At 70.8% G+C, this 22,217-nt stretch carries 21 protein-coding genes and 1 riboswitch; of the genes, 9 read left to right on the top strand and 12 right to left on the bottom strand.

Going from position 1 to position 22,217, the window contains the following annotated elements; all coding sequences use genetic code 11:
* Positions 1-33: 33 nt before the first annotated feature.
* Complete coding sequence (locus ACH4S7_RS08605) at positions 34-621, bottom strand: 2'-5' RNA ligase family protein (protein WP_398520359.1); 588 nt, start codon at positions 619-621, stop codon at positions 34-36.
* Positions 622-749: 128 nt separating this feature from the next.
* On the bottom strand, positions 750-1,763 hold the full coding sequence (gene trpS / locus ACH4S7_RS08600) for a tryptophan--tRNA ligase (RefSeq protein WP_398520358.1): 1,014 nt from the start codon (positions 1,761-1,763) through the stop codon (positions 750-752).
* Positions 1,764-1,791: 28 nt separating this feature from the next.
* Here trpS and ACH4S7_RS08595 point away from each other — a divergent pair, with 28 nt between their 5' ends.
* The 3 genes from ACH4S7_RS08595 (at position 1,792) to ACH4S7_RS08585 (ending at position 4,410) form a co-directional block, all read left to right on the top strand.
* Complete coding sequence (locus ACH4S7_RS08595; protein WP_398520357.1) at positions 1,792-2,436, top strand: RNA polymerase sigma factor; 645 nt, start codon at positions 1,792-1,794, stop codon at positions 2,434-2,436.
* Positions 2,429-3,490 (top strand): hypothetical protein, encoded by a 1,062-nt coding sequence (locus ACH4S7_RS08590; RefSeq protein ID WP_398520356.1) that lies wholly within the window; start codon positions 2,429-2,431, stop codon positions 3,488-3,490. Before ACH4S7_RS08595 ends, ACH4S7_RS08590 begins: the two co-directional genes overlap by 8 nt.
* 287 nt (positions 3,491-3,777) lie before the next feature.
* Positions 3,778-4,410 carry a hypothetical protein gene (locus ACH4S7_RS08585; RefSeq protein WP_398520355.1) on the top strand — a complete coding sequence of 211 codons (633 nt, stop codon included), beginning with the start codon at positions 3,778-3,780 and terminating at the stop codon, positions 4,408-4,410.
* A 240-nt stretch (positions 4,411-4,650) separates the two neighbouring features.
* Here the strand turns inward: ACH4S7_RS08585 and glyA are convergent, their stop codons facing one another.
* A complete protein-coding gene (gene glyA / locus ACH4S7_RS08580; protein ID WP_398520354.1) occupies positions 4,651-5,919 on the bottom strand; it encodes a serine hydroxymethyltransferase in 1,269 nt (422 codons plus the stop codon).
* Positions 5,920-6,063: 144 nt separating this feature from the next.
* A riboswitch (ZMP/ZTP riboswitch) is annotated at positions 6,064-6,153 on the bottom strand.
* Between the two features lie 123 nt (positions 6,154-6,276).
* Between glyA and rocD the strand changes: the two genes are divergently transcribed.
* On the top strand, positions 6,277-7,485 hold the full coding sequence (gene rocD, locus ACH4S7_RS08575; RefSeq protein ID WP_398520353.1) for an ornithine--oxo-acid transaminase: 1,209 nt from the start codon (positions 6,277-6,279) through the stop codon (positions 7,483-7,485).
* A 21-nt stretch (positions 7,486-7,506) separates the two neighbouring features.
* Here the strand turns inward: rocD and ACH4S7_RS08570 are convergent, their stop codons facing one another.
* Together ACH4S7_RS08570 and ACH4S7_RS08565 are read right to left on the bottom strand one after the other, a co-directional pair.
* Positions 7,507-8,688, bottom strand: a complete 1,182-nt coding sequence (locus tag ACH4S7_RS08570; protein WP_398520352.1) for a glutathionylspermidine synthase family protein — start codon at positions 8,686-8,688, stop codon at positions 7,507-7,509.
* A gap of 37 nt (positions 8,689-8,725) precedes the next feature.
* On the bottom strand, positions 8,726-8,995 hold the full coding sequence (locus ACH4S7_RS08565; protein WP_398520351.1) for a hypothetical protein: 270 nt from the start codon (positions 8,993-8,995) through the stop codon (positions 8,726-8,728).
* Positions 8,996-9,118: 123 nt separating this feature from the next.
* Here ACH4S7_RS08565 and ACH4S7_RS08560 point away from each other — a divergent pair, with 123 nt between their 5' ends.
* The 3 genes from ACH4S7_RS08560 to ACH4S7_RS08550 all read left to right on the top strand — a co-directional run bounded on the left by ACH4S7_RS08560 (position 9,119) and on the right by ACH4S7_RS08550 (position 11,145).
* A complete protein-coding gene (locus ACH4S7_RS08560) occupies positions 9,119-9,961 on the top strand; it encodes a hypothetical protein (protein ID WP_398520709.1) in 843 nt (280 codons plus the stop codon).
* Positions 9,958-10,494 carry a carboxymuconolactone decarboxylase family protein gene (locus ACH4S7_RS08555; protein WP_398520350.1) on the top strand — a complete coding sequence of 179 codons (537 nt, stop codon included), beginning with the start codon at positions 9,958-9,960 and terminating at the stop codon, positions 10,492-10,494. The genes ACH4S7_RS08560 and ACH4S7_RS08555 overlap by 4 nt, the downstream gene beginning before the upstream one ends.
* Positions 10,495-10,668: 174 nt before the next feature.
* A complete protein-coding gene (locus ACH4S7_RS08550) occupies positions 10,669-11,145 on the top strand; it encodes a DUF5680 domain-containing protein (RefSeq protein ID WP_398520349.1) in 477 nt (158 codons plus the stop codon).
* 161 nt (positions 11,146-11,306) lie between these two features.
* On the opposite strand, the gene ACH4S7_RS08545 is transcribed toward ACH4S7_RS08550, so the two are convergent.
* From ACH4S7_RS08545 to ACH4S7_RS08525, 5 genes are all read right to left on the bottom strand, one after another.
* Complete coding sequence (locus tag ACH4S7_RS08545) at positions 11,307-12,626, bottom strand: DUF5954 family protein (RefSeq protein ID WP_398520348.1); 1,320 nt, start codon at positions 12,624-12,626, stop codon at positions 11,307-11,309.
* A 193-nt stretch (positions 12,627-12,819) separates the two neighbouring features.
* Positions 12,820-13,809 carry a malate dehydrogenase gene (locus ACH4S7_RS08540; protein WP_398520347.1) on the bottom strand — a complete coding sequence of 330 codons (990 nt, stop codon included), beginning with the start codon at positions 13,807-13,809 and terminating at the stop codon, positions 12,820-12,822.
* Positions 13,810-14,137: 328 nt separating this feature from the next.
* A complete protein-coding gene (locus tag ACH4S7_RS08535) occupies positions 14,138-15,316 on the bottom strand; it encodes a helix-turn-helix domain-containing protein (protein WP_398520346.1) in 1,179 nt (392 codons plus the stop codon).
* A 397-nt stretch (positions 15,317-15,713) separates the two neighbouring features.
* A complete protein-coding gene (locus ACH4S7_RS08530; protein WP_398520708.1) occupies positions 15,714-16,475 on the bottom strand; it encodes a DUF3017 domain-containing protein in 762 nt (253 codons plus the stop codon).
* A gap of 275 nt (positions 16,476-16,750) precedes the next feature.
* On the bottom strand, positions 16,751-17,629 hold the full coding sequence (locus tag ACH4S7_RS08525; protein WP_398520345.1) for a bifunctional methylenetetrahydrofolate dehydrogenase/methenyltetrahydrofolate cyclohydrolase: 879 nt from the start codon (positions 17,627-17,629) through the stop codon (positions 16,751-16,753).
* Between the two features lie 276 nt (positions 17,630-17,905).
* Between ACH4S7_RS08525 and ACH4S7_RS08520 the strand changes: the two genes are divergently transcribed.
* On the top strand, positions 17,906-18,508 hold the full coding sequence (locus tag ACH4S7_RS08520) for a hypothetical protein (protein WP_398520344.1): 603 nt from the start codon (positions 17,906-17,908) through the stop codon (positions 18,506-18,508).
* Positions 18,509-18,725: 217 nt separating this feature from the next.
* Here ACH4S7_RS08520 and purH read toward each other — a convergent pair whose 3' ends face one another.
* A complete protein-coding gene (purH, locus tag ACH4S7_RS08515; RefSeq protein WP_398520707.1) occupies positions 18,726-20,261 on the bottom strand; it encodes a bifunctional phosphoribosylaminoimidazolecarboxamide formyltransferase/IMP cyclohydrolase in 1,536 nt (511 codons plus the stop codon).
* A gap of 77 nt (positions 20,262-20,338) precedes the next feature.
* Positions 20,339-20,977, bottom strand: coding sequence for a phosphoribosylglycinamide formyltransferase (gene purN / locus ACH4S7_RS08510; RefSeq protein WP_398520343.1), 639 nt, complete (start codon positions 20,975-20,977; stop codon positions 20,339-20,341).
* A 408-nt stretch (positions 20,978-21,385) separates the two neighbouring features.
* On the opposite strand from purN, the gene ACH4S7_RS08505 reads away from it, so the two are divergent.
* Entirely contained in the window at positions 21,386-22,183 is a 798-nt protein-coding gene (locus tag ACH4S7_RS08505) for a hypothetical protein (RefSeq protein WP_398520342.1), read from the top strand.
* Positions 22,184-22,217 lie beyond the last annotated feature (34 nt).

The following is a 22,217-nucleotide window of genomic DNA, read 5'->3' as shown; positions in this document are numbered from 1 at the left end:
GGGGGGGGGCTCCCCTCCGGAACGACAGTCTGTCTACGTGCGGGGGGCGGCGGCCGGCTCGTCCACCGGGGAGCCCTGTGCGGGTACGGCGCCGATGCCGCCCCCGAAGGCGTACTCGTGCAGCTTGCGCCAGACACCGTCCGCGCCCTGCTCGTACAGCGCGAAGGAAGCGCAGGTCCAGGCCGCCTCGAAGTCGGCGAGTTCCTCGTACGCCCGGTCCATCGCCTCTTCGGCGATACCGTGCGCCACGGTCACATGCGGGTGGTACGAGAACTGGAGCTCCCGCGTCAGCGGCCCGGACGCGTCCCGGACCCGCTTCTGGAGCCAGGAGCAGGCCGCCGCGCCCTCGACGATCTGGATGAAGACGACGGGCGAGATCGGGCGGAATGTTCCGGTACCGCACAGTCGCATCGGGAACGGGCGCCCCGTCATCGCCAGCTCGGTGAGATGCGCCTCGATCGCGGGCAGCAGCGCGGGGTCCGCCTCCGTCGGCGGCAACAGGGTGACATGCGTGGGAATGCCGTACGCGGCGGGATCACCGAAGCCCGCCCGCCGCTCTTGGAGCAGGCTGCCGTAGGGCTCCGGGACCGCGATCGAAACGCCGAGCGTTACGGTCCCCACGTCGTTCTCCTTCACTCGCTCAGGTGCGTGTCCGTACAGCCGCCAGTGTGGCGGCTGTACGGCGTGTGTGGCCAGAGGCGTTGGACACAGTCGAGCTGGGCCGACCAGCCCCCCGCCGCTGCCCGGTTTCAGCGCTTGGCGGGCAGAAAGCCCACCTTGTCGTAGGCGGTGGCCAACGATTCGGCGGCCACGGCACGTGCCTTCTCGGCACCCTTGGCCAGGATCGAGTCCAGCGTCTCCGGGTCGTCCAGATACTCCTGGGTCCGGTTCCGGAACGGAGTGACGAACTCCACCATCACCTCGGCGAGGTCCGTCTTGAGGGCGCCGTACATCTTGCCCTCGTACTCCTTCTCCAGGCCGGCGATCGTCGCGCCGGTGAGGGTGGAGTAGATCGTCAGGAGGTTACTGATGCCGGGCTTCTCAACGGGGTCGAAGCGGATGACGGTGTCGGTGTCGGTGACCGCGCTCTTGACCTTCTTCGCCGTGGCCTTCGGCTCGTCGAGCAGATTGATCAGGCCCTTGGGCGTGGAGGCCGACTTGCTCATCTTGATCGACGGGTCCTGAAGGTCGTAGATCTTCCCGACCTCCTTGACGATGTGCGGCGCCGGGACCGTGAAGGTGTCACCGAAACGCGTGTTGAAGCGCTCGGCCAGATCGCGGGTCAGCTCGATGTGCTGGCGCTGGTCCTCGCCGACCGGGACGGCGTCCGCCTGGTACAGCAGGATGTCCGCGACCTGGAGGATCGGGTAGGTGAACAGGCCCACGGTGGCGCGGTCGGCGCCCTGCTTGGCCGACTTGTCCTTGAACTGGGTCATCCGGGACGCCTCGCCGAAACCGGTGAGGCAGTTCATGATCCAACCGAGCTGGGCGTGCTCCGGGACATGACTCTGGATGAAGAGGGTGCAGCGCTCGGGGTCGAGCCCGGCCGCGAGGAGCTGGGCGGCGGCGAGGCGGGTGTTGGCCCGCAGCTCGGCGGGGTCCTGCGGCATGGTGATCGCGTGGAGGTCGACGACCATGTAGAACGCGTCATGGGTCTCTTGCAGCGCCACGTACTGGCGGATCGCTCCGAGGTAGTTCCCGAGATGGAACGAACCGGCGGTGGGCTGGATGCCGGAGAGAGCGCGGGGTGGGAGTGCGGCCATGCGGCTCATTCTCTCAGGTGCGGAACCGATGTCCGGTCGCCGGTGTATCAAAGGTGTGAGTACGCGGGAGGGGACGCGGACGGGGACTCGGAGAGGAAGCCGCGGCGTCGTAGACGAGGGTGCAGTGATCGCTCGGGTGCGCGCCGGGGAGCCGGAGGCGTACGCGGAGCTGGTGCGCGCCCATACGTCCGTCGCGCTGCGGGCGGCCATGGCATTCGGTGCCGGGGCAGATGCGGAGGATGTGGTGCAGAGCGCCTTCATCAAGGCGTATCAGTCACTGGGTCGGTTCCGGGAAGGGGCGGAGTTCCGTCCCTGGCTGCTGCGGATCGTGGTCAATGAGACGAGGAACACAGTGCGCTCGGCGGGGCGGCTGCGGGCGCTCGCCGGCCGGGAAGCGCTGCTGCTCGGCTCCGAGCCGCTGATACCGGAATCCACGGATCCGGCGCTGGCGGCCCTCGCGGACGAGCGGCGGACACAGCTACTGGCGGCGCTGGACGAGCTGAGCGAGGACCAGCGCCAGGTCGTGGCCTACCGCTATCTGCTGGAGATGGACGAAGCGGAGACGGCCGAGGCCCTGGGAGTGGCGCGGGGGACGGTGAAGTCACGGCTGCATCGAGCGCTGACCAGGCTGGGGCGGCTGATAGGAGCGAAGGGAGGTGAGGAGCATGAGTGAGGATGCCGGTGCCAGCGGTGGTGATGACACCGCGGGGCACGGATTCGGCGTCGGTGACAGCGCGGGCGGCAGTGGTGGCGGTCGTTCCGCGGAGGGCAGCGGCGGCGGCCCGATCGCGGGGAGCGGTGGTGGCCGGCCTGCGGGCGGCGGGACCGGGGGGCGGGTCTCCGGACCGTTCCCCGGGAGGCGGCCCGGAGATCCCACGGCGGCGGAGCTGGCCGGGGAGTTGCGGGCGCTGGGGCGCGATATCCGCCTCCCGGATGTCGACGGAGAGACGATGGCCGAGCGGGTGCTGACCCAACTCCTCGCCGACGGGGTGCCGACGCCCGCGCCCGCGAGGCGGGCCGAGCGGCTCCGGACCTGGGCGCGGACCCGGTGGCGGGTGCTGACGGCGGGGCTCTCCGGGGTGCTGGTCGTTCTGGTGCTCACCCCTCCGGTGCGGGCCGAGGTGGCGGACTGGTTCGGCTTCGGATTCGGCGGGGTCGAGGTGCGGTACCACCCCTCGGCGACACCCCGGCCGGACGCGCACACCCCGTGGTGCGAAAGCCCGATCTCCCCTGCCCAGCCGATGTCTCCGGCCGAGGCGGAGCGCCAGGCGGGCTTCCGGGTGCGGGTGCCGACGGCTCTCGGGGAGCCGGCAGCGGTCTCGACGACCCCCGGGCCGGAAGGGCGTCGGCTGGTGAGCCTGTGCTGGCGGGAGCGGGGCCGGACGATCCGGCTTGACCAGTTCCCCACGAAGCTGGACTTCGCCTTCGTCAAGCAGGCCGGGCTGATGCCCGAGTGGGTGGCGGTGAGGGCCGGCGAGGGCCTGTGGTTCCAGGATCCGCATCTCCTGAGTTACGGAATGACCGACGATCGGGGCGGTGAATGGCGGCAGGCCAGGCGCACGGCGGGCCCCACACTGTTGTGGATCACCACGCACGACAGCGCGGAAGACGTCGGTGGCGCGGGAGGAAGCGGCCCGGAAGGCGGCGGCGATACGACGATGCGGCTGGAGGGCGTCGACTCGCTGTCACGCGCCTTGGAGATCGCGACATCGGCGTCGGCGCCGTAGCTGTAGCTGTAGCCGTAGCCGTAGCCGTAGCCGTAGCCAGCATCACCCTCGGCCGGGGTCCCAGGGCGCCCAGGCCACGAGCTGACCTCCACCCACAGCACAGCCACCCCCACCCTCGACCGGGAGCGTTGAGGGTGCGGGTCGTGTCCGGGCAGCCGGAATCGGGGCGTCGTTTCAGGGACGTCGGAATCAGGGGCATCGGAATCGGGAACCCGAGGCTCCTGAGCGGTGTACCAGAGGTGACCCGGTGCGGACAGGCCGTGCCGGGGGATCGACTGGGGGGACGTATGCGATTAATCCGACGACTCGCGGTGCTGGCGACGGTGCTCGCGCTGGGCTGGCTCCTCGCGCCCGGCGCGGCGGCGGGCGGGGCGACAAGCGTGCTGCTCACCGTCCCGTCAAGCGGCGAGACGGCCTCGCTCCACCATTCCCAGCAGGAGTACGAGACGCTGAGGGCCCTGCTCCACCCGGACCCCACGGGTGGAGCGAAGCCGCCGCGGCCCGTGACCGAGACGGATGTGAAGCCGGGCGAGATCACAGTGTCCTGGCTGCTCCACGAGGTGCACGCCTGGCGGACCGACAGGGTCGAGCCGGCCGACCGGGCGGGTGTCGTCTGGATCAACACCACGTTGGACCCGGGCGCCTCCGCCAGCGTCCGGCACCGGGCGGCGGACCCTGTGCGGCTGACCGCCCTCCTCACCAAGCTGAGCCTGATGGACGGGAAGGCGACCGTCGGGGCGGCCGAGGCCCGGGAGCAGCGGCAAGAGTCACCGGTGACCACCAGGGCGGCCGGGTCCTCAGATGTGCTGAGGGGCTGGTGGTGGGGGATACCCGGGCTGACCCTGGGGGCTGGAGTGGTTCTGGCGCTCCGCCCGATGGCCGCCCGACTGTTGGCGCCCCCCGCCATTCGGAAGAAGTGACCCCTCGCGGGAGCAGGGCCCCCGACAGCAACTCCTGGACGGCTGACTCGGGCCTTCGTATCGCGGAGCCGTGCCCACCGGCTTCCGGGGGGCACGGCTCCGGAAGCCGGCCGGACATCGAATGATGATCTCCGTGGATCAACCCGCGGCGTCAGTTACCTGGGGCCTCCCCAGAGCGCAGGGCCTAGGGGACGTGCCGTAGCCGTCGGCGCGGGCCCGACAAGATCACCCGGTCAGGGGCTACGCGGTGAGGCCCGGCGCGGGGTACGCGGCCATCAGTTCGGCGACCTCGGAGCGGATGGCGGCCAAGGAGTCCTCGTCCCCCGCACCGGCTGCGGTCACACCCCGGTCGATCCAGTCGGCGACGGCGGCCATGTGCTCGGTGCCAAGACCGCGAGAGGTGAGGGAGGGGGTGCCGATCCGGATGCCGGAGGGGTCGAAGGGCTTCCTCGGGTCATAGGGGACGGTGTTGTAGTTGACGACGATTCCCGCCCGGTCGAGGGCCTTGGCGGCCACCTTGCCGGGCACCTCCCTCGGGGTGAGGTCCATCAGGATCAGATGGTTGTCGGTGCCCCCGGAGACCAGGTCGAAGCCCCGGGCGAGCAGTTCCTCGGCGAGTGCCCCGGCGTTGGCGACGACGGATCGGGCGTAGGTGCGGAAGGAGGGCTGGGCCGCCTCATGGAGGGCAACGGCGATGGCGGCAGTGGTCTGGTTGTGCGGACCGCCCTGGAGGCCGGGGAAAACCGCCTTGTCGATGGCCTTGGCGTGCTCCTGCCGAGACATCAGCATCGCGCCGCGCGGACCCCGCAGGGTCTTGTGCGTGGTCGTGGAGATCACGTCCGCGTGGGGCACGGGCGAGGGGTGCGCGCCGCCCGCGATCAGACCGGCGATATGGGCGACATCGGCGACCAGGACGGCACCCGACTCGCGGGCGATCTCCGCGAAGGCCGGGAAGTCGATGGTGCGGGGGAGGGCGGTGCCACCACAGAAGATGATCTTCGGGCGTTCCTTGAGCGCGATCTCGCGCACCTCGTCGAAGTCGATGCGGCCGGTGTCCTGGCGGACGCCGTACCGCACCCCGTGGAACCAGGTGCCGGTGGCCGAGACACCCCAGCCATGGGTGAGATGGCCCCCCATGGGGAGGGCCATGCCCATCACGGTGTCACCGGGCCGGGCGAAGGCGAGATAGACGGCGAGGTTGGCCGGGGAGCCGGAGTAGGGCTGGACATTGGCGTGCTCGACGCCGAAGACGGCCTTGGCGCGGGCGACGGCCAGCCGTTCGACCTGGTCGATGTTCTGCTGGCCCTCGTAGTAACGACGACCGGCATAACCCTCGCTGTACTTGTTCTGGAGGACGGTGCCGGATGCCTCCAGGACGGCGCGGGAGACATAGTTCTCGCTGGGGATGAGCCGCAGGGTCTCGGCCTGGAGCAGTTCCTCCGCGCCGACGAGCGCGGCGAGTTCCGGGTCGGCGGCGGAGAGCGCGGGGTGGGGCAGGGGAAGAGTCATGGTGGTCTCCGGTTCGCTGGGGGCTCCCGGGGTCCGGCGTGCGGTCCGGGCGGCACCCCAGGGGCTTGGGTCACCGGGTTGCGACTCGGAGGTCCCGCCTCCGAGGAGGCGAGGGCGGGCCGGCACCCCGATGCCATGGGGTCGCCGGGGTACCCAGGCGGGCGGCACCTCGTTCACTCCTGCGCGCGCGGCTCCCTCGGGGTTCCTCCCCGTACGCCAGTCGCCGTGCGTACTGTCAACCTTAGTGCTCACCCGGCGCAGCAAGGTTTCTTCGTCCACCATGCGAGCGACGATAGAAACAGGGGCACCACCCCGCCCCGGGCCGGACGCCTTGTCTCGATAGGGAACGGAGATCCCGTGTCTTCTGCATCTGAGAGTGCCATCGCTTCCGCCGAGGCGCACAGCGCGCACAACTACCACCCACTCCCGATCGTCGTCGCATCGGCCGACGGCGCGTGGATGACCGATATCGAGGGGCGCCGCTACCTCGACATGCTCGCCGGGTATTCGGCCCTCAACTTCGGTCATGGCCATCGACGGTTGATCGATGCCGCCAAGTCGCAGTTGGAGCGGGTCACCCTCACCTCGCGCGCGTTCCACCACGACCGGTTCGGTGAGTTCTGTACGCGGCTCGCCGAATTGTGCGGCATGGAGATGGTGCTGCCGATGAACACCGGGGCGGAGGCGGTGGAGACCGCCGTGAAGACCGCCCGTAAATGGGGCTACCAGGTCAAGGGGGTCCCGGCCAACCGGGCAAAGATCGTTGTCGCGGCCAACAACTTCCACGGCCGGACGACGACGGTGATCAGCTTCTCGACCGACCCGGAGGCGCGGGCGGACTTCGGCCCGTACACACCCGGTTTCGAGATCGTGCCGTATGGGGACCTGACCGCGATGGACGCGGCGATCACGGAGAACACCGTGGCCGTGCTGTTGGAGCCGATCCAGGGCGAGGCCGGGGTGCTGGTGCCGCCCGCCGGCTATCTGGCGGGGGTCCGGCGCCTCACCCAGGAGCGGAACACGCTGTTCATCGCGGACGAGATCCAGTCGGGTCTGGGCCGGACCGGCCGGACGTTCGCCTGTGAGCACGAGGGCGTCGTGCCGGACATGTATCTGCTGGGCAAGGCGCTGGGCGGCGGCATCGTGCCGGTGTCGGCGGTGGTCTCCTCCCGGGAGGTGCTCGGCGTCTACCGACCCGGGGAGCACGGCTCGACCTTCGGCGGCAATCCGCTCGCCTGTGCGGTGGCGCTGGAAGTGATCGCGATGCTGCGCACCGGCGAGTACCAGCAGCGCGCCACCGAGCTGGGCGAGCATCTCCACCATGAGCTGAGTCTGCTCACCGGCACCGGCGCGGTGGAGGCGGTGCGCGGGCGGGGGCTGTGGGCGGGTGTGGACATCGCACCCGCCCACGGCACCGGCCGGGAGATCTCCGAGAAGCTGATGGACCACGGAGTGCTGGCCAAAGACACCCATGGCTCCACCATCCGGATCGCCCCGCCGCTGGTGATCAGCAAGGAGGATCTGGACTGGGGCCTGGACCAGTTCAGGGCGGTGCTGAACGCCTGACCGGGTTGTCGGCCGGGGGCCTCAGAGGATCACATGAGGCAGGAAGCGGGCGTATCCGTCCGTGATCAGCCCCGCCGACTCACGGATGCCGAGGCCCGCGGCCTCGTTCTCCACCACCCAGGCGCCGAGCACCACCCGGTTCCCGTCGAAGTCGGGCAGGGGCGCCAACTCCTGGTAACAGCAGGGCTCGTCCCGGATCACCGGGGCGGCGCCGGGCCGGTGCAGGGTGACTCCGTCGCCCTCCCGGCCGAGCAGGGGTTTGGCGGCGTAGCCCCGTTCGGCGGCGAGTTCACGCGGGCCGTCGAGATAGGCGGGGAGCAGATTCGGATGGCCCGGGTACAGCTCCCAGAGGATGGCGAGCAGCGCCTTGTTGGAGAGCAGCATCTTCCAGGCGGGTTCGATCCAGCAGGTGGTGCCGGTGCCACCGCCGTTGTCCAGGGTGTCGAGGACATGGGGGCCGAACCGGTCGGTGGTCAGCCACTCCCAGGGGTAGAGCTTGAAGCAGGAGCGGATGAACCGCAGCCGCTCGTCGACGAAGCGACCGGCGAGCCGGTCCCAGCCGATCTGTTCGACCGACAGCGCCTCGGTGCTGAGCCCGGCCTGTTCGGCGGTCTCGCGCAGATAGGCGACGGTCATCAGGTCCTCGCCGAGTTCGTCGCCGTCGGAGTGGACGAAGTGCAGGACGCCTGGCGGCAGCAGGGGCGCCTGCTTCCGCCATGCCTCGACCAGCCGTTCGTGGAGGGAGTTCCACTGGTCGGCGCCGGGGAAGCGGTCCTCCATCCAGAACCACTGCGGACTGGCGGCCTCGACCAGGGAGGTGGGGGTGTCGGCGTTGTACTCCAGCATCCTCGCCGGGCCGGTGCCGTCATAGTGCAGATCGAACCGGCCGTACAGGGAGGGCAGCTCGGCCCGTCGCCGCCAGGACTCGGCGACCAGGGAGGCGAGCCGGGGATCGGTGATGCCGAGATCGGCGAAACGATCCCGCGCCACGATGTGCGCCGCCGCTTCGAGACACATGGCGTGGAGTTCCTCCACGACCTCCTCCAGCGCCTCCACCTCGGGCAGGGAGAAGGAGTAGTAGGCGCTCTCGTCCCAGTAGGGGCGCAGCGAACCGTCCGGGTGGCGGGTGAGCGGGTAGACGCAGCCCTGCTCCTCGACGATCTCCTGCCAGCCGGGCCGGGGTTCCATGGTGTGACGTTTCATCCGACGGCTCCTCGTTCGGCCTGTTCGACTCCGTCGGTCAGCCGCCGCCGGAGCCCGAGCAACCGAAGCCGCCACGGTCCACGGCCGACTTGTCGAAGTCGCCGCCCTTCACATAGCCCTTGCTGACGCTGCCGCCGTAGTAGTAGCGCCCATTGCCGTCATCGCACTCGTAGCTGGGCAGCTTCTCCCTGGTCACCGGGTCGGCGCACCGCTTGTCCGGGTCGGAGCCACAGGCCGTGATCGTCGCGGCGAGCACCCCCATGCCACCGAGAACCACCGTGCTGGACCTCAGTCTGCGCCGTGCCATCCCGCCCATCCCCCCGTTCGAATCTTGCTGCTGAACCGCCGACAGACTAATGGCAGCCGCACACGCGTTCTGCGGCCGGTCCGCCTCCTTCCCTCCTCTACAGTCCGCTTTGTGCTCTTCGGTATGATCTGCGCGCTCACATCAGCGGTCTGCTTCGGTACGGCGTCCGTGCTCCAGGCCATGGCCACCCGTAAGGCCGGGCCCGGCAGCGGCTCCGGCGTCGATCCCGCGCTGCTGCTCCGCGCCCTGCGCCAGTGGCGGTTCGGAGCCGGACTCGCCCTCGACAGCCTCGGCTTCCTCCTCCAGATCATCGCCCTGCGCACCCTCCCCCTCTATACGGTGGGCGCCGCGCTCGCCGCCAGCCTCGCCGTGACCGCCCTGGTCGCGGCCCGTCTCCTCGCCGTCCGGCTGAGCACGGTCGAGTGGCTCGCGGTGGGCGCGGTCTGCACGGGTCTGGCGATGCTCGGACTCGCCTCGGGCACGGCGGGCGACCGCCCCGGCCCGTACGGACTGCACTGGTCACTGCTCGGCGCCGCCGTCGCCGTACTCCTCGCCGGCGCGCTCGCGGGCCCGCTCCCGGACCCGACCCGCGCCCTGGCGCTCGGCATCGGCGCGGGTGTGGGCTTCGGCGTGGTCGAGGTCGCGGTCCGGCTGATCGACTCGCTCGCCGCGCCCGAGCTGTTCACCAACCCGGCGCTCTATGCGCTACTGGTGGGCGGCGGAGCGGCGTTCCTGCTGCTCACCTCGGCGTTCCAGCGGGGTTCGGTGACGGTGGCGACGGCGGGCATGGTGCTGAGCGAGACGATCGGCCCCGCGCTGGTGGGGGTGGTGTGGCTGGGCGACCGCCCCCGGGAGGGGCTGGCCTGGCTGGCGGGCACGGGCTTCGCGGTCGCGGTGACCGGGGCGCTGACCCTGGCGAGATTCGGCGACCCCCCGGACGGACCCGCACTAGATTCGTCCCCATGAGCACAGATCAGAACACGAGCACGAGCGAAGACCAGAACAGCGGGGCGGACCGGGAACTCCTGCCCGAGACCCCCGCCCGCCTGCGGTGGGCCGAACTGGCCCCCGATGTCTACCAGGCCATGGTGAAACTGGACGCGGCCGCCCGCCGTGGAGTGGATCCGGTCATCCTGGAACTGGTGAAGATCCGCGCCTCCCAGATCAACCGCTGCGCCCTCTGCCTCGACATGCACAGCAAGGACGCACTGGCGGCCGGCGAATCGGTCGAACGGATCATCCAGTTGAGCGCCTGGGAGGAGTCGACGCACTTCTACACCGCGAAGGAGGTGGCGGCGCTCGAACTGACCGAGGCGATCACCGTCCTCACGGACGGTTCCGTTCCGGACGAGGTGTACGCGAAGGCGGCGAAGCAGTTCGACGAGACGGAGCTGACGCGTCTCATCGCCGCGATCACGGTCATCAACGCCTGGAACCGCTTCGGGGTGACCGCGCGGATGGCTCCCGGCCACTACACACCGGGCGACCACAGCCACTGAACCGGCCGCGGGCCGCCGAACCGCACGGGAGACGGTGGTGCCACCGCCGTCTCCCGCAGGACCAGGCGGTGGGACCACGGCCGCAGGGGCACGGGACCGGAACACCGGGCACGGGACCGCAACACCGGCCACGGGACGGCACCGCTGTCACACCCGGCTGCTAGAACATCGGCCATGGATACGCTCACTCTCACAGCCTCCGCGCTGGAATCCTTCATCGTCCGCGCCAAGTCCGCCACCTACGTGGGCGGTGCGGGCAAGATCGCCCCCGTCCGCACCGCCTCACACGACCTGGAGTACCGCGAGGACGACCTCGTCTACCGGGACAGTTACTTCGGCGGTACGGATTTCCTGGGCCAGGAAACGGTCCACTCGGCCGGCCATCCCGTCTGGGGCATGAACTACTACGGCTATCTGCTCACGGACGACATAGACGCCTTCACCGCGGGCGAGACCATCAAGGCGGCACTGACCTCGCTGTACGGAGAGGGCAGATTCCTCGGCGGCTTCCGTCACACGGTCGGCGAACTGACCTATGTCGACGAGACCGTGGGCGAGGTGTCCCGCTTCCGCGGCATCGAGCACATCGCGACCCCCGACGGCACCCTGGTGTACGAGCTGCGCTACCACGGCGGCCGGATCCTGGACTGAGCCGACCGCGGGGGGCACGCCCACCCGCGACCTCATTCGGGCGGACCTTCCCACCGCCGCCGATCGAGGTCCCGCCCGAGGCCCGTATCGGGGTCCCGGTCGAGACCCGTATCGAGGCCCGGCCCGAAGCCCGTCCCGAAAGCCGTATCAGGGCCCCGCCCTCAATCCGTTCCGAAAGCCGTATCGGGGTCCCGCCCGAGGCCCGTATCGGGGTCCCGGTCGAGATCCACCTCAAGGTCCCGGTCGAAGCCCGTCCCGAAATCGCGGTCGAAGCCCGTCCCGAGGTCCCTGTGGGCTTCCGCCCCGAGGGCGGCGTCGAGCCCCGCGCCGAGGTCCCGGCCGACCCCCCGCTCCCGCTCGCGGCGCTGCCGTTCCTCACGCTCCCTGCGGACCGAGCGCCGTCGGTCGCGCTCCTTCTCCAGCAGCCGCCAGAGTTCCCGCTGCTCCGCCGTCATCGGTTCCGGCTCCGTGTCCTCGTCGCGCCAGCGGCCCTCCGCCTTCAACTGCTGGACCTGGGCAGCCGGAGGCGGATACGGATCGTGGTCCGAAGGGCGCGGCGGCTCCGGACCGTCCGGGCCGATGCGGACGAGCTGTTCCACCCGAGTCACCCGGAAGCGGCGACCCGCGACCGCCACGCCGGTGCCCCGCTTCTCGTCGAGGCGGTCGGCGGCCCGCGCGTACTCCTCGCGTTCCGCCGCGCTCAGACCGTCCATCACCGGCGCGTACACCCTGAAGTGCGACGCCAGCGCGTCCCGCGCGCCCTGCGGGGAGGAACTCGACGCACTGTGCGGCAGCCAGCGGCCGTCGTCACTCTTCTCCGCGATGGCGAACTCGGCGGGCAGCAGCACCGCCCCCGGATGGGACCTGCGCGCCGCCCGCGCATCGATGTACATCTCGTCCGGTGCGGCCCACCGCGCCCGGACGAACTGCGACAGATCGAAGCGGAGCAGCCCGTCCGACAGCCCCGTCCCCGTGTACGGATCGAGTACGAACCCCTGCGTCCGACTCGGGATGTCATTGGCCTCGCCCGGTCGGCTGCGGGCCGGGTCGGGGTCGGACGGCCGCGGCGGCTCCGGGCCGTCCGGACCCATCCGGATGAACTGTTCGGCCCGGACCACCCGGTACCGGCGTCCGAGCACCCTCAGTTCGTTGAGCGCGACCCAGTCGAGCCGTTCCGCCGCCGCCAGCGCCCCGGTCTTCGTCCTGTCGTCACTCGCGCACGCGTTCGCCATTCGGAGGAAGTACGACGCCAGCAGATCCCGGGCGTCCTGGGGCGCGTGCCCGCCGCAGCCGAGGATCTCCCAGCCTCCGTGATCCAACTCCCGTGTGTAGTGGAACACCGGCAGCCCCATGCCCATGATCTGCGGATACCGTTCCCGCGCCCGCCACGCCTCCTCCTCCGCGAAGGCGGCGATCGGACCGGGCTGAGCGGTCACCCGGAAGGTCAGATAGGCGGGTGCTCCCTCACCGTACTCATTCATGCACTCAGTGTGCTCAACCGATCGTCCGGGGACCTGCCGACGAAAAAATCGCGCAAAGTCAACGGCCGGAATGAGTCAGTTTGTCGCACCCCTGGAAAACCGCAGGTCACCCGGGAGGTCCGGCAGGAACGCGAAAGCCCCCGGCCGCAGTTCCAGCGGTCGGGGGCGATCCGGCGAAGCTCCGCGATACGGCTCAGATCAGGCCGAGCGCGCGCACGGCGTCGCGCTCCTCGGCCAGCTCGCGCACCGACGCGTCGATGCGCGGGCGGGAGAACTCGTTGATGTCCAGGCCCTGGACGATCTCGTACGCACCGTTCTTCGTGGTCACGGGGAAGGAGGAGATGAGGCCCTCCGGCACACCGTACGAACCGTCCGACGGGATGCCCATCGAGGTCCAGTCGCCGTCCGCCGTGCCGTTGACCCAGGTGTGGACGTGGTCGATCGCGGCGTTCGCGGCGGAGGCCGCCGAGGAAGCGCCCCGCGCCTCGATGATCGCCGCACCACGCTTGGCGACGGTCGGGATGAAGGTGTCGGCCAGCCACGCCTCGTCGTTGACGACCTCGGCCGCGTTCTTGCCCGCGATCTCCGCGTGGAAGATGTCCGGGTACTGGGTGGCCGAGTGGTTGCCCCAGATCGTCAGGCGCTTGATGTCGGAGACGGCCGAACCGGTCTTCGCCGCGAGCTGCGAGATCGCGCGGTTGTGGTCGAGCCGGGTCATCGCGGTGAAGCGCTCGGCCGGTACGTCCGGGGCCGCCGCCTGGGCGATCAGCGCGTTGGTGTTGGCCGGGTTGCCGACGACCAGCACCTTGATGTCGTCCGCCGCGTGGTCGTTGATGGCCTTGCCCTGCGGCTTGAAGATGCCACCGTTGGCCGCCAGCAGGTCGCCGCGCTCCATCCCCTTCGTCCGGGGGCGGGCGCCGACGAGCAGCGCCACGTTCGCACCGTCGAAGGCGACGTTCGGGTCGTCGGTGATCTCGATGCCGCGCAGCAGCGGGAAGGCGCAGTCGTCGAGCTCCATCGCGGTGCCCTGGGCGGCGCCGAGCGCCGGGGTGATCTCAAGAAGGCGCAGCTTGACCGGCACATCCGCGCCGAGCAGGTGGCCCGATGCGATGCGGAAGAGCAGCGCGTAGCCGATCTGGCCGGCCGCGCCGGTCACGGTGACGTTGACGGGAGTGCGGGTCATGGCGATCTCCGTAAGACAGCTGGCGGTGGGGGGTCCCTGCCCCGGGTGCGGGACGCCCCTTCCCACCCTCTTCACCGCCCACGGCCCTCACGAGCCTCGGGTCTCACCGATCCCACGGCCCTGACGGGCCCGGGTCCCGGGTTCACGAACCCCGGATTCCGGATCTCACGGTCCTCGCGAACCACGAGACGAATCTTGATGTGAAGAGACATCCAGCGGTCAGGCTATCCCGCCCCGGGCCCCGGCCGTCGCTCGGCCCCTTGTGGCGCGGCTCACTCCGGCCAACGGTGGCCCCGCTCGGCCGGCCAGCGTGACTGCAGTGGTGGCCCTACTCGTCCGTGCAGCCCTTCGTGCCCGTCGTGAGCGTCGCGCACGCGCGCGCCTTCGCTCCGGCCACCACCGCCGTCATCGGTGTGAACGCGTCGCTGTCGGCGTTGACCAGGCCCTTCTGCACGCCCTTGCCACCGACGCTGATCTCAACCGTGTCGCCGGCGTTGGCCTTGGTGATCCGCGCCCAGGACGCCTGGCAGACCTGGCTGTGCCGGACCTGGACGACGGCCTCGCCGATGGTCGCGGACGCGACGGTCTTCGCGAACGCGCCGCCGCAGCCCATCGCCTCCGGGTCCTGCCCCGCGCAGGTGGCTCCGGTGCACTTCACACCGGCCGGCGTCGAGGCGACCCCGGAGGCGGTCGCGGACGGTGCCGGAGTCCTGGCGACCGTCTCGGTGGTGTCCGTGTCCCCGCCGAGGTCGGCCAGCATCACGGCCAGGGCGATCACCACCAGCGCACCGACCACACCGGTCACGAACATGACGACCCGGCGCCGACCGCCGGTCGCGGCGGCACGGCCCGCGCCCCGGGTGCCCCGGCCCGTACCGCCAGACCCGCCGTGGCCCCCGTGGCCCCCGTGGCCCCCGTGGCGACCCTGCCCGCTGTGGCCGCCCTGTCCACTGTGGCCGTCGCGTCCCGCCAGGGGGTTGGAACGGTCCGGGCCGGTTCTGCCGCCCGAGGTCGGGACCGCCCGGTGGCCGCCGCGTCCACGCGAGCCGCCAGGGGCGTCGGCACGGGGCGATCCGTACGGCTCCTCGCCCCCCGGCGTCCCCCGGTCCTGCTCGACGGCCGCGCCGCGTCCACCCTTGGGGCCGTTGGCCGCCGCCGCCTTCCGCTCATACTCCCCGAGCGCCTCACGCGCCTGAGAGATACGTATCTGCTCCATCGTCCTGTCATGGCGCATCTCAGCCCGGCTCCAGGCCCGCTCCGCCAGCTCCCACATGGTCGTGAGGTGGATCGGACTCGTGCCCGTGACCTCCGCCAGTGCGACGACCGCGCCCTTGGGGGCAAGGATGCGCCCATTGAGATAGCGCTCCCAGGACGTCTTGCTGTAGCCCGTGTGGTCCGAGACCGCCGCGATGCTCAGCCCGCTCCGGTCGACGAGACGGCGCAGTTGCTCGGCGAACTCCCGAACCTCCGGGTCCAGCTCCTCCGGCAACGCCTTCCAACGAGGCATGGATGTACCCCCCTTGTCCGCCCGAACGTCGGTGCTGTCCCCCGCGCTCTGTACGCCCCCCGCGCACCACTGACCGGGCGCCAGTCGGCGAACTACCCGGAGGGATGCGCGCGGACAGGATGTCAGTTCCTGAAACCGGCGTGCACGGGAGCATTCGGGTAGGTGGATGCGCCCCTGAGTGCGCCCCTTCCCGGCTGCCGCCACAGTCTCGCATCCGCCGACCGGCGATCACACCGTGGCGGAATCGTCACTTCCGTGCCACAGGCCACAGCCACCCCTTGAAGTGGCCTGGTACGTGCATGACTCTGGTCACCACGACCGGCGCCCGTCCTCCCTCGGGGGAGAGGACGGGCGCCGGTCGTGGTGTGACGGTCGTGCCGTACCGCCACCGGGCGGGCTATCCGACGGTCGGTTCGTCGGAGCGCACGGTGAAGCGCACGATGTCCTCCAGGAAGGGCAGCTCCAGCCATGGGCCGGGCTGCGCGACCAGCGCGAGCAGGGTGATGGCGACGCCCAGCAGCCCGTACGTGACCATGTCCGTGAACCGCGACCGCACGGCCAACATGCCGACGGACGGCAGCACCCTGCGCATCACCGCACTGGTGATCAGCGCCATCCCGATCAGGATGGTGCCGATGCGGAACGCCTCCGCGAACGGGTCGAGTCCGACGATCAGCAGGCCGAGTCCGGCGAGCGCGAGCACGGTCAGCAACGGCCACTGCCGGGCGGGGGCGGGGGCGTCCCCAGGGGCCGCCCTGCCCCCGCCCTCGGGGCGCGCGGTATCGGTGGTGAGGGTCGGCGGACGCCGGGAGGGCGCCTTGCCGAACTCCGGTCCGTCGGAGTCCTGGTCGCCCGGGTCGTCAGAGTCCGAGGCGGCCGGGCCATCAGAGTCCGGGGCGCCCGGGCCATCAGAGTCCGGGTTGCCGGGGTCGTCAGAGTCCGAGGTGGCAGAGTCCGAAGCTCCCGGGGCGGCCGAGACCGGAGCGCCCGGGCTGTCCGATTTCGGGCTGCCGGAGTCCTGGTCGCCGGAGGCAGAGGCGTCCTGATCACCGGAGGCCGGGGCGCCCTCATCACCGGAGGCCGGGGCGCCGGAGTCGGCCGCCGCCTCGCCCGTACCGCCACCAGCCTCGTCCGTCCCCTCGCGCGACCCGCCCGGCACACCAGACGCCTTCGGCTCCTCAGCCGCTCCCGACGCCTCCGATGCCTGCGCTGCCTCCGAAGGACCGTCCGATGCCCCGGCCGATGCACCGGCCGGGGGATCGTCCGACGAGCCGGCCGCGGACTCCGCTCCGGAGCCGGCTCCAGCCCCGACCCCGGACTCGGGCCCGGCTCCGGTCGGGGCCCCCGCCGCCGCCGAGCCCTCCGCCGTCGCGGCGCGACGACCCGTCTCCGGGTCCTCGTTCGTGCGTACGCCCATGGCGCGGCCTCTCTCCGTCAGCCCGCGCTGGCGGCCGTGTCGAGACCCGCCGCCCGCTCGGCCGCCTCGACCACATTGACCAGCAGCTGCGCGCGGGTCATCGGCCCCACGCCACCGGGGTTCGGCGCCACCCAGCCCGCCACCTCGGCGACTCCCGGGTGCACATCCCCGACGATCTTTCCGTTCTCGTCCCGGCTGACCCCGACGTCGAGCACCGCCGCGCCCGGCTTCACGTCCTCGGGCTTCACCAGGTGCGGCACCCCGGCCGCCGCGATGATGATGTCCGCCTGGCGCAGGTGTGCGGAGAGGTCACGCGTGCCCGTGTGGCACTGCGTCACCGTCGCGTTCTCGGACTTACGGGTCAGCACCAGCGGCATCGGCCGTCCGATGGTGATGCCACGCCCGACGACGACCACATTCGCGCCGTTGATCTCGACGCCGTGGTGCCGGAGCAACTGCACGATGCCGTACGGGGTGCAGGGCAGCGGCCCCGGCACACCCAGCACCAGCCGCCCGAGGCTCATCGGGTGCAGCCCGTCCGCGTCCTTCAGCGGGTCCATCAGTTCCAGCACCCGGTTGGTGTCGATGCCCTTGGGAAGGGGCAGCTGAACGATGTAACCGGTGCACTCGGGGTTGTCGTTGAGTTCCCGTACGACCTCCTCGATCTCCTCCTGGGAGGCGGTGGCCGGGAGTTCGCGCTGGAGGGAGGCGATGCCCACCTGGGCACAGTCACGGTGCTTGCCGTTGACGTACCAGCGGCTGCCCGGGTCGTCGCCGACGAGGAGCGTTCCGAGACCGGGTACGACTCCCCTTTCCCTGAGCGCCGCCACACGGACGGTCAGATCGGATTTGATCGAGGCTGCGGTGGCCTTGCCATCGAGAATCTGGGCAGTCATGGACCCATCTTCGCGGATGTCCCCGTCCCGGTTCCAATCCCGCTCATCCGGCCCCGCGATCCCGCCCGTTTCGACACCTTGTGGCATTCGTCCGCCACTCCGACCACAGGTTGCACTTACACAACACATAGGGATACCGACTGGACAAAATGTCGGCTACGAGCCCACGATGACCGCGCAGTACCGCGGGAAGTCTGGGGGGCGAACCGCTGAGTCTCAGAAGGTCCCTCCACTCGGACCGCACAGTCCCCGCACTTCCCACGGAGGAATTCCGCCATGAGCTTCGGCGACCCGAAGAACCCCTACGGCCAGCAGCAGGGCGGTCAGCCGCAACAGGGCGGTCAGCCGGGCTACGGCTACCCCCCGCAGGGACAGCCCCAGGGACAGCCCGGTTACGGCTACCCCCAGGCCCCGCCGGTCCAGCCCTACGGCGACGGCGGCTGGGGCGGCCCGCCGACCACCATGCCGGGCGGTGTCACCGCGGCTCGGGTGATGCTCTACGTCATCGCCGGCTTCCAGGTCATCGGCGCGGCCCTGATGTTCCTGTCCGCCGCGGCCATCGACAAGGCCAAGGAGGACCCGAAGCTCCGGGACGACCTCCAGTTCGAGGACCTCGCCGACTTCTCCACCAGCTCGGTCTACGGCATCGGCGTACTCGCCCTGCTCTGGGGCGCGGTCGCGATATTCCTCGCCATCAAATTCGCCAAGGGCGGCAATGGCATCCGGATCGCCACCATGGTCTTCGCGATCATCACGGCGATCCTCGGTATCTACCCGTTCGTCGTCGTCGGTCTCGTGCACACCGTGCTCGCGATTCTGATCGCCGTGTTCGTCGCCAAGTCCGACGGCGGAGCCTGGTTCAACCGCCCGCGCCACTGAACGCGACGCGGCCGATCCCCATCGGCGGACGGCGCGTAACGGAACGGCCCGCAGGTTCATCGAACCCGCGGGCCGTTCCCGTACCCCGACCGTACGTTCGCCGGGGTGAAGGAGGCGGTACGCGCTCAGTGGGAGGCGCGCACACGGCTCAGACGCGCGACCGGCTCAGCGGCGCGTACGGCTCAGACGCGCGTACGGCTCCAGATGCGCATACGGCTCAGTGGAAGAAGTGGCGCGTGCCCGTGAAGTACATCGTCACGCCCGCCTTCTTCGCCGCCTCCACCACCAGCTCGTCCCGTACCGACCCGCCCGGCTGAACCACGGCCTTCACCCCGGCCGCGGTCAGGATCTCCAGCCCGTCCGGGAACGGGAAGAAGGCGTCCGAAGCGGCGTACGCGCCCCGCGCCCGCTCCTCGCCCGCGCGCTCCACCGCGAGCTTCGCCGAGTCCACCCGGTTGACCTGACCCATCCCGACCCCGACCGAGGCACCGCCCTTGGCCAGCAGGATCGCGTTGGACTTCACCGCGCGACAGGCCCGCCAGGCGAACGCCAGCTCGGCCAGCTCGTCGGCGTTCAGCGCCTCGCCGGTCGCCAGCGTCCAGTTCGCCGGGTCGTCGCCCGGCGCCTGGAGCCGGTCGGTGATCTGGAGCAGCGCGCCACCCTCGATCGGCTTGGCCTCGACCACCGCCGCGGGCGCACCGGCGCACCGCAGCACCCGGATGTTCTTCTTCCGGGCGAGCACCTCGACCGCGCCGTCCTCGTACCCGGGGGCGACGATCACCTCGGTGAAGATCTCCGCGACCTGCTCGGCCATCGCGACGGAGACCGGCCGGTTGACCGCGATCACCCCGCCGAACGCGGAGAGCGGGTCACAGGCGTGTGCCTTGCGGTGGGCGTCGGCGACGTCCGCGCCGACCGCGATACCGCAGGGGTTGGCGTGCTTGATGATCGCCACGCAGGGCTCGGCGTGGTCGTACGCGGCCCGGCGCGCGGCGTCCGTGTCCGTGTAGTTGTTGTACGACATCGCCTTGCCGTGCAGTTGCTCGGCGGAGGCGAGACCGCCACCGCCGCTGGCGTACAGCGCGGCACTCTGGTGCGGGTTCTCGCCGTAGCGCAGCACGTTCGAGCGCTCGTAGGTGACGCCCACGAAGTCGGGGAAGCCCGAGGAGTCGGCGGGGGCGTACGAGGAGGCGAACCAGCCCGCCACCGCCACGTCGTACGCGGCGGTGTGCTGGAACGCCTCGGCGGCGAGGCGCTTGCGGGCGGTCAGGTCGAAGCCCCCGGCGGCGACCGCGGTGAGGACGTCCCCGTACCGCGCGGGGCTGGTGACGACCGCGACCGACGGGTGGTTCTTGGCGGCGGCGCGGACCATCGAGGGGCCGCCGATGTCGATCTGCTCGACGCACTCGTCGGGAGAGGCGCCGGAGGCGACGGTCTCCCGGAACGGATAGAGATTGACGATCACCAGGTCGAACGGCTCCACGCCGAGTTCCGCGAGCTGCTCACGGTGGGAGTCGAGCCGCAGATCGGCGAGGATTCCGGCGTGCACCCGCGGGTGCAGCGTCTTGACCCGGCCGTCCAGGCACTCGGGGAAGCCCGTCAGCTCCTCGACCTTGGTGACCGGGACCCCGGCCGCGGCGATCCGTCCGGCGGTGGAGCCGGTGGAGACGAGCTCCACCCCGGCCTGGTGCAGCCCTTGGGCCAGCTCCTCCAGACCCGTCTTGTCGTACACACTGACCAGCGCTCGCCTGATGGCCCGCCGCTCGGCCGCCTCGACCTGGGCGGCCGTCTCGGCCTGGGTTGCTTCGGTGGCCTCGGTGGCGTCAACAGTCACGGAAAAACTACCTTTCGTCCCTCAATGCGGTAGCCGTTACGGGCCAGACGCCCCACGACCTCGACGAGCAGAGCTCGCTCGATTTCCTTGATGCGCTCATGGAGAGCGGCTTCGTCGTCCTCATCACGGACCTCGATCGCGCCCTGCGCGATGATCGGGCCGGTGTCGACGCCGTCGTCGACGAAGTGGACGGTGCACCCGGTGACCTTCGCGCCGTACGCGAGGGCATCGCGCACTCCGTGGGCACCGGGGAAACTGGGCAGCAGCGCGGGGTGCGTATTGACGCACCGGCCGCCGAACCGGGCGAGGAACTCCTTGCCCACGATCTTCATGAAGCCCGCCGAGATCACCAGATCCGGCTCGTGGGCGGCGGTCGCCTCGGCCAGCGCGCGGTCCCACGCGGCACGGGACTCGAAGTCCTTCACCCGGCACACGAAGGTCGGCAGCCCGGCGCGCTCGGCGCGGTCCAGACCGGCGATGCCGTCCCGGTCCGCCCCGACGGCGACGATCCGGGCGCCGAAGCCCTCGGGGTCGGCGGCGACGGCGTCCAGCAGGGCCTGGAGATTGGTCCCGGAACCGGATACCAGGACGACCAGTCGGGCGGCGGGGCGGGCGGAGGGGGGCGGGGAGGCCACGGCGGGTCTCTTTCTCGCGTGCGGATCGCGTGTTTTTTCGCGCGGTCGTCCTTCGCGGGTTCCGTGCCCGGGGTCCGGGGTCCGTCTTTCGGGGCCGTGGTCCGGATTCCGTTTGGACGGGGTCCGGGTTCCGTTTCTCGGGTCCGTGGGACGGCTCGCGGGGCTGGGCACGGTTCTCGTCGCGGGGGTGTACGGAGTTGTGTGGTCGTACGAACGAGTCGTGTTCCCCGATACGGGGAACCCTACGAAGAGACCGACCGCCAGCAACGATACCGGCACACAGGAGAGCCCCCACGGGACGGGGGCGCGGCCGGGAGGTAGCGTCAGGGGACAGCAGCACCCGTCCTCGACGGGCACGACGAGACAAGACCCCATCAGTACCGGGTCTGAGGGGAAGACGTTCACCAGATGCGGGACCGACGCCGCCGTACGGACCTCCTGTTGCCGCGGGAGCGCCAGTCCACCGACGACAACAACCCCTACGCGCCGCCGCCGGAGGGCAAGCCGGACCAGCCGTGGCAGCCCCGGCAGCCCTCGAACGACGACTCGTCGGGGTCGTCCGATGACCCCTCCGGTTCATCCGGGTCCTCGAACGACAAGCCCCGCTGGGGCAGCCAGTGGAGCAGCCGCCAGCCCGGCCGTTCGGGCGGCGGCTTCGGCGGTCGTCCCAACGACCAGAACCCCCAGAACGGCGGTTCGCAGCGCCCCGGCGGCTCTCCCCCGGGGCTCCGCTGGGACCCGACCGACCCCACCCAGCGCCGGGCACGGTACGGCCTGCTGTCCGGTATGTGGGCGTTCTTCTTCGCAGTGTTCGACTTCACGGAGATCGCGCTGCTGCTGGGCGCGCTGGCGCTCTACTGGTCGATCAGCTCCCTGCGCGGGAAGGACCGGCGCCCCGCCGACCCCACGGCCGCGCCGAAACCGGCACCGGCGGCCGTCACGAAGTCCGGGCCGGCCGGATCGCCCCAGGCGTCCGGAGGCACCGGAACACCCGCGCTGTCGAACCGGTCGCAGCGGACGGCGGCGCTGACCGGGCTGGTGATGGGTGGCATCGCGCTGCTGATCGTGGCGGCGACGTTCACCGCTCAGCTCGTCTACCGGGACTTCTACACCTGTGAGCGGGACGCGCTGACGAAGGAGGGGCAGATCTCGTGCAACGAGAAGCTGCCGGAGCCGCTGCGCGACGTCATCGGAGTCACTGACTAGTCGGGTCCCCGGCAAGTCAGGGGCACTGACCACT

Origin of the sequence: Streptomyces sp. NPDC020965, from assembly GCF_044333555.1 — a bacterium.
GTDB lineage: Bacteria > Actinomycetota > Actinomycetes > Streptomycetales > Streptomycetaceae > Streptomyces.
This window is presented reverse-complemented; position numbering and strand designations above follow the sequence as displayed.

Coding starts and splice junctions, on each gene's coding strand:
- ACH4S7_RS08550 (WP_398520349.1), top strand. CDS start 10,669: ATGGATACGCTCACTCTCACAGCCTCCGCGCTGGAATCCTTCATCGTC.
- glyA (WP_398520354.1), bottom strand. CDS start 5,919: ATGACTCTTCCCCTGCCCCACCCCGCGCTCTCCGCCGCCGACCCGGAA.
- ACH4S7_RS08520 (WP_398520344.1), top strand. CDS start 17,906: ATGAGCTTCGGCGACCCGAAGAACCCCTACGGCCAGCAGCAGGGCGGT.
- ACH4S7_RS08535 (WP_398520346.1), bottom strand. CDS start 15,316: ATGCCTCGTTGGAAGGCGTTGCCGGAGGAGCTGGACCCGGAGGTTCGG.
- ACH4S7_RS08595 (WP_398520357.1), top strand. CDS start 1,792: ATGTCCGGTCGCCGGTGTATCAAAGGTGTGAGTACGCGGGAGGGGACG.
- ACH4S7_RS08555 (WP_398520350.1), top strand. CDS start 9,958: ATGAGCACAGATCAGAACACGAGCACGAGCGAAGACCAGAACAGCGGG.
- ACH4S7_RS08540 (WP_398520347.1), bottom strand. CDS start 13,809: ATGACCCGCACTCCCGTCAACGTCACCGTGACCGGCGCGGCCGGCCAG.
- ACH4S7_RS08560 (WP_398520709.1), top strand. CDS start 9,119: ATGATCTGCGCGCTCACATCAGCGGTCTGCTTCGGTACGGCGTCCGTG.
- ACH4S7_RS08590 (WP_398520356.1), top strand. CDS start 2,429: ATGAGTGAGGATGCCGGTGCCAGCGGTGGTGATGACACCGCGGGGCAC.
- ACH4S7_RS08565 (WP_398520351.1), bottom strand. CDS start 8,995: ATGGCACGGCGCAGACTGAGGTCCAGCACGGTGGTTCTCGGTGGCATG.
- ACH4S7_RS08545 (WP_398520348.1), bottom strand. CDS start 12,626: ATGAATGAGTACGGTGAGGGAGCACCCGCCTATCTGACCTTCCGGGTG.
- ACH4S7_RS08525 (WP_398520345.1), bottom strand. CDS start 17,629: ATGACTGCCCAGATTCTCGATGGCAAGGCCACCGCAGCCTCGATCAAA.
- trpS (WP_398520358.1), bottom strand. CDS start 1,763: ATGGCCGCACTCCCACCCCGCGCTCTCTCCGGCATCCAGCCCACCGCC.
- ACH4S7_RS08570 (WP_398520352.1), bottom strand. CDS start 8,688: ATGAAACGTCACACCATGGAACCCCGGCCCGGCTGGCAGGAGATCGTC.
- ACH4S7_RS08505 (WP_398520342.1), top strand. CDS start 21,386: ATGCGGGACCGACGCCGCCGTACGGACCTCCTGTTGCCGCGGGAGCGC.
- ACH4S7_RS08585 (WP_398520355.1), top strand. CDS start 3,778: ATGCGATTAATCCGACGACTCGCGGTGCTGGCGACGGTGCTCGCGCTG.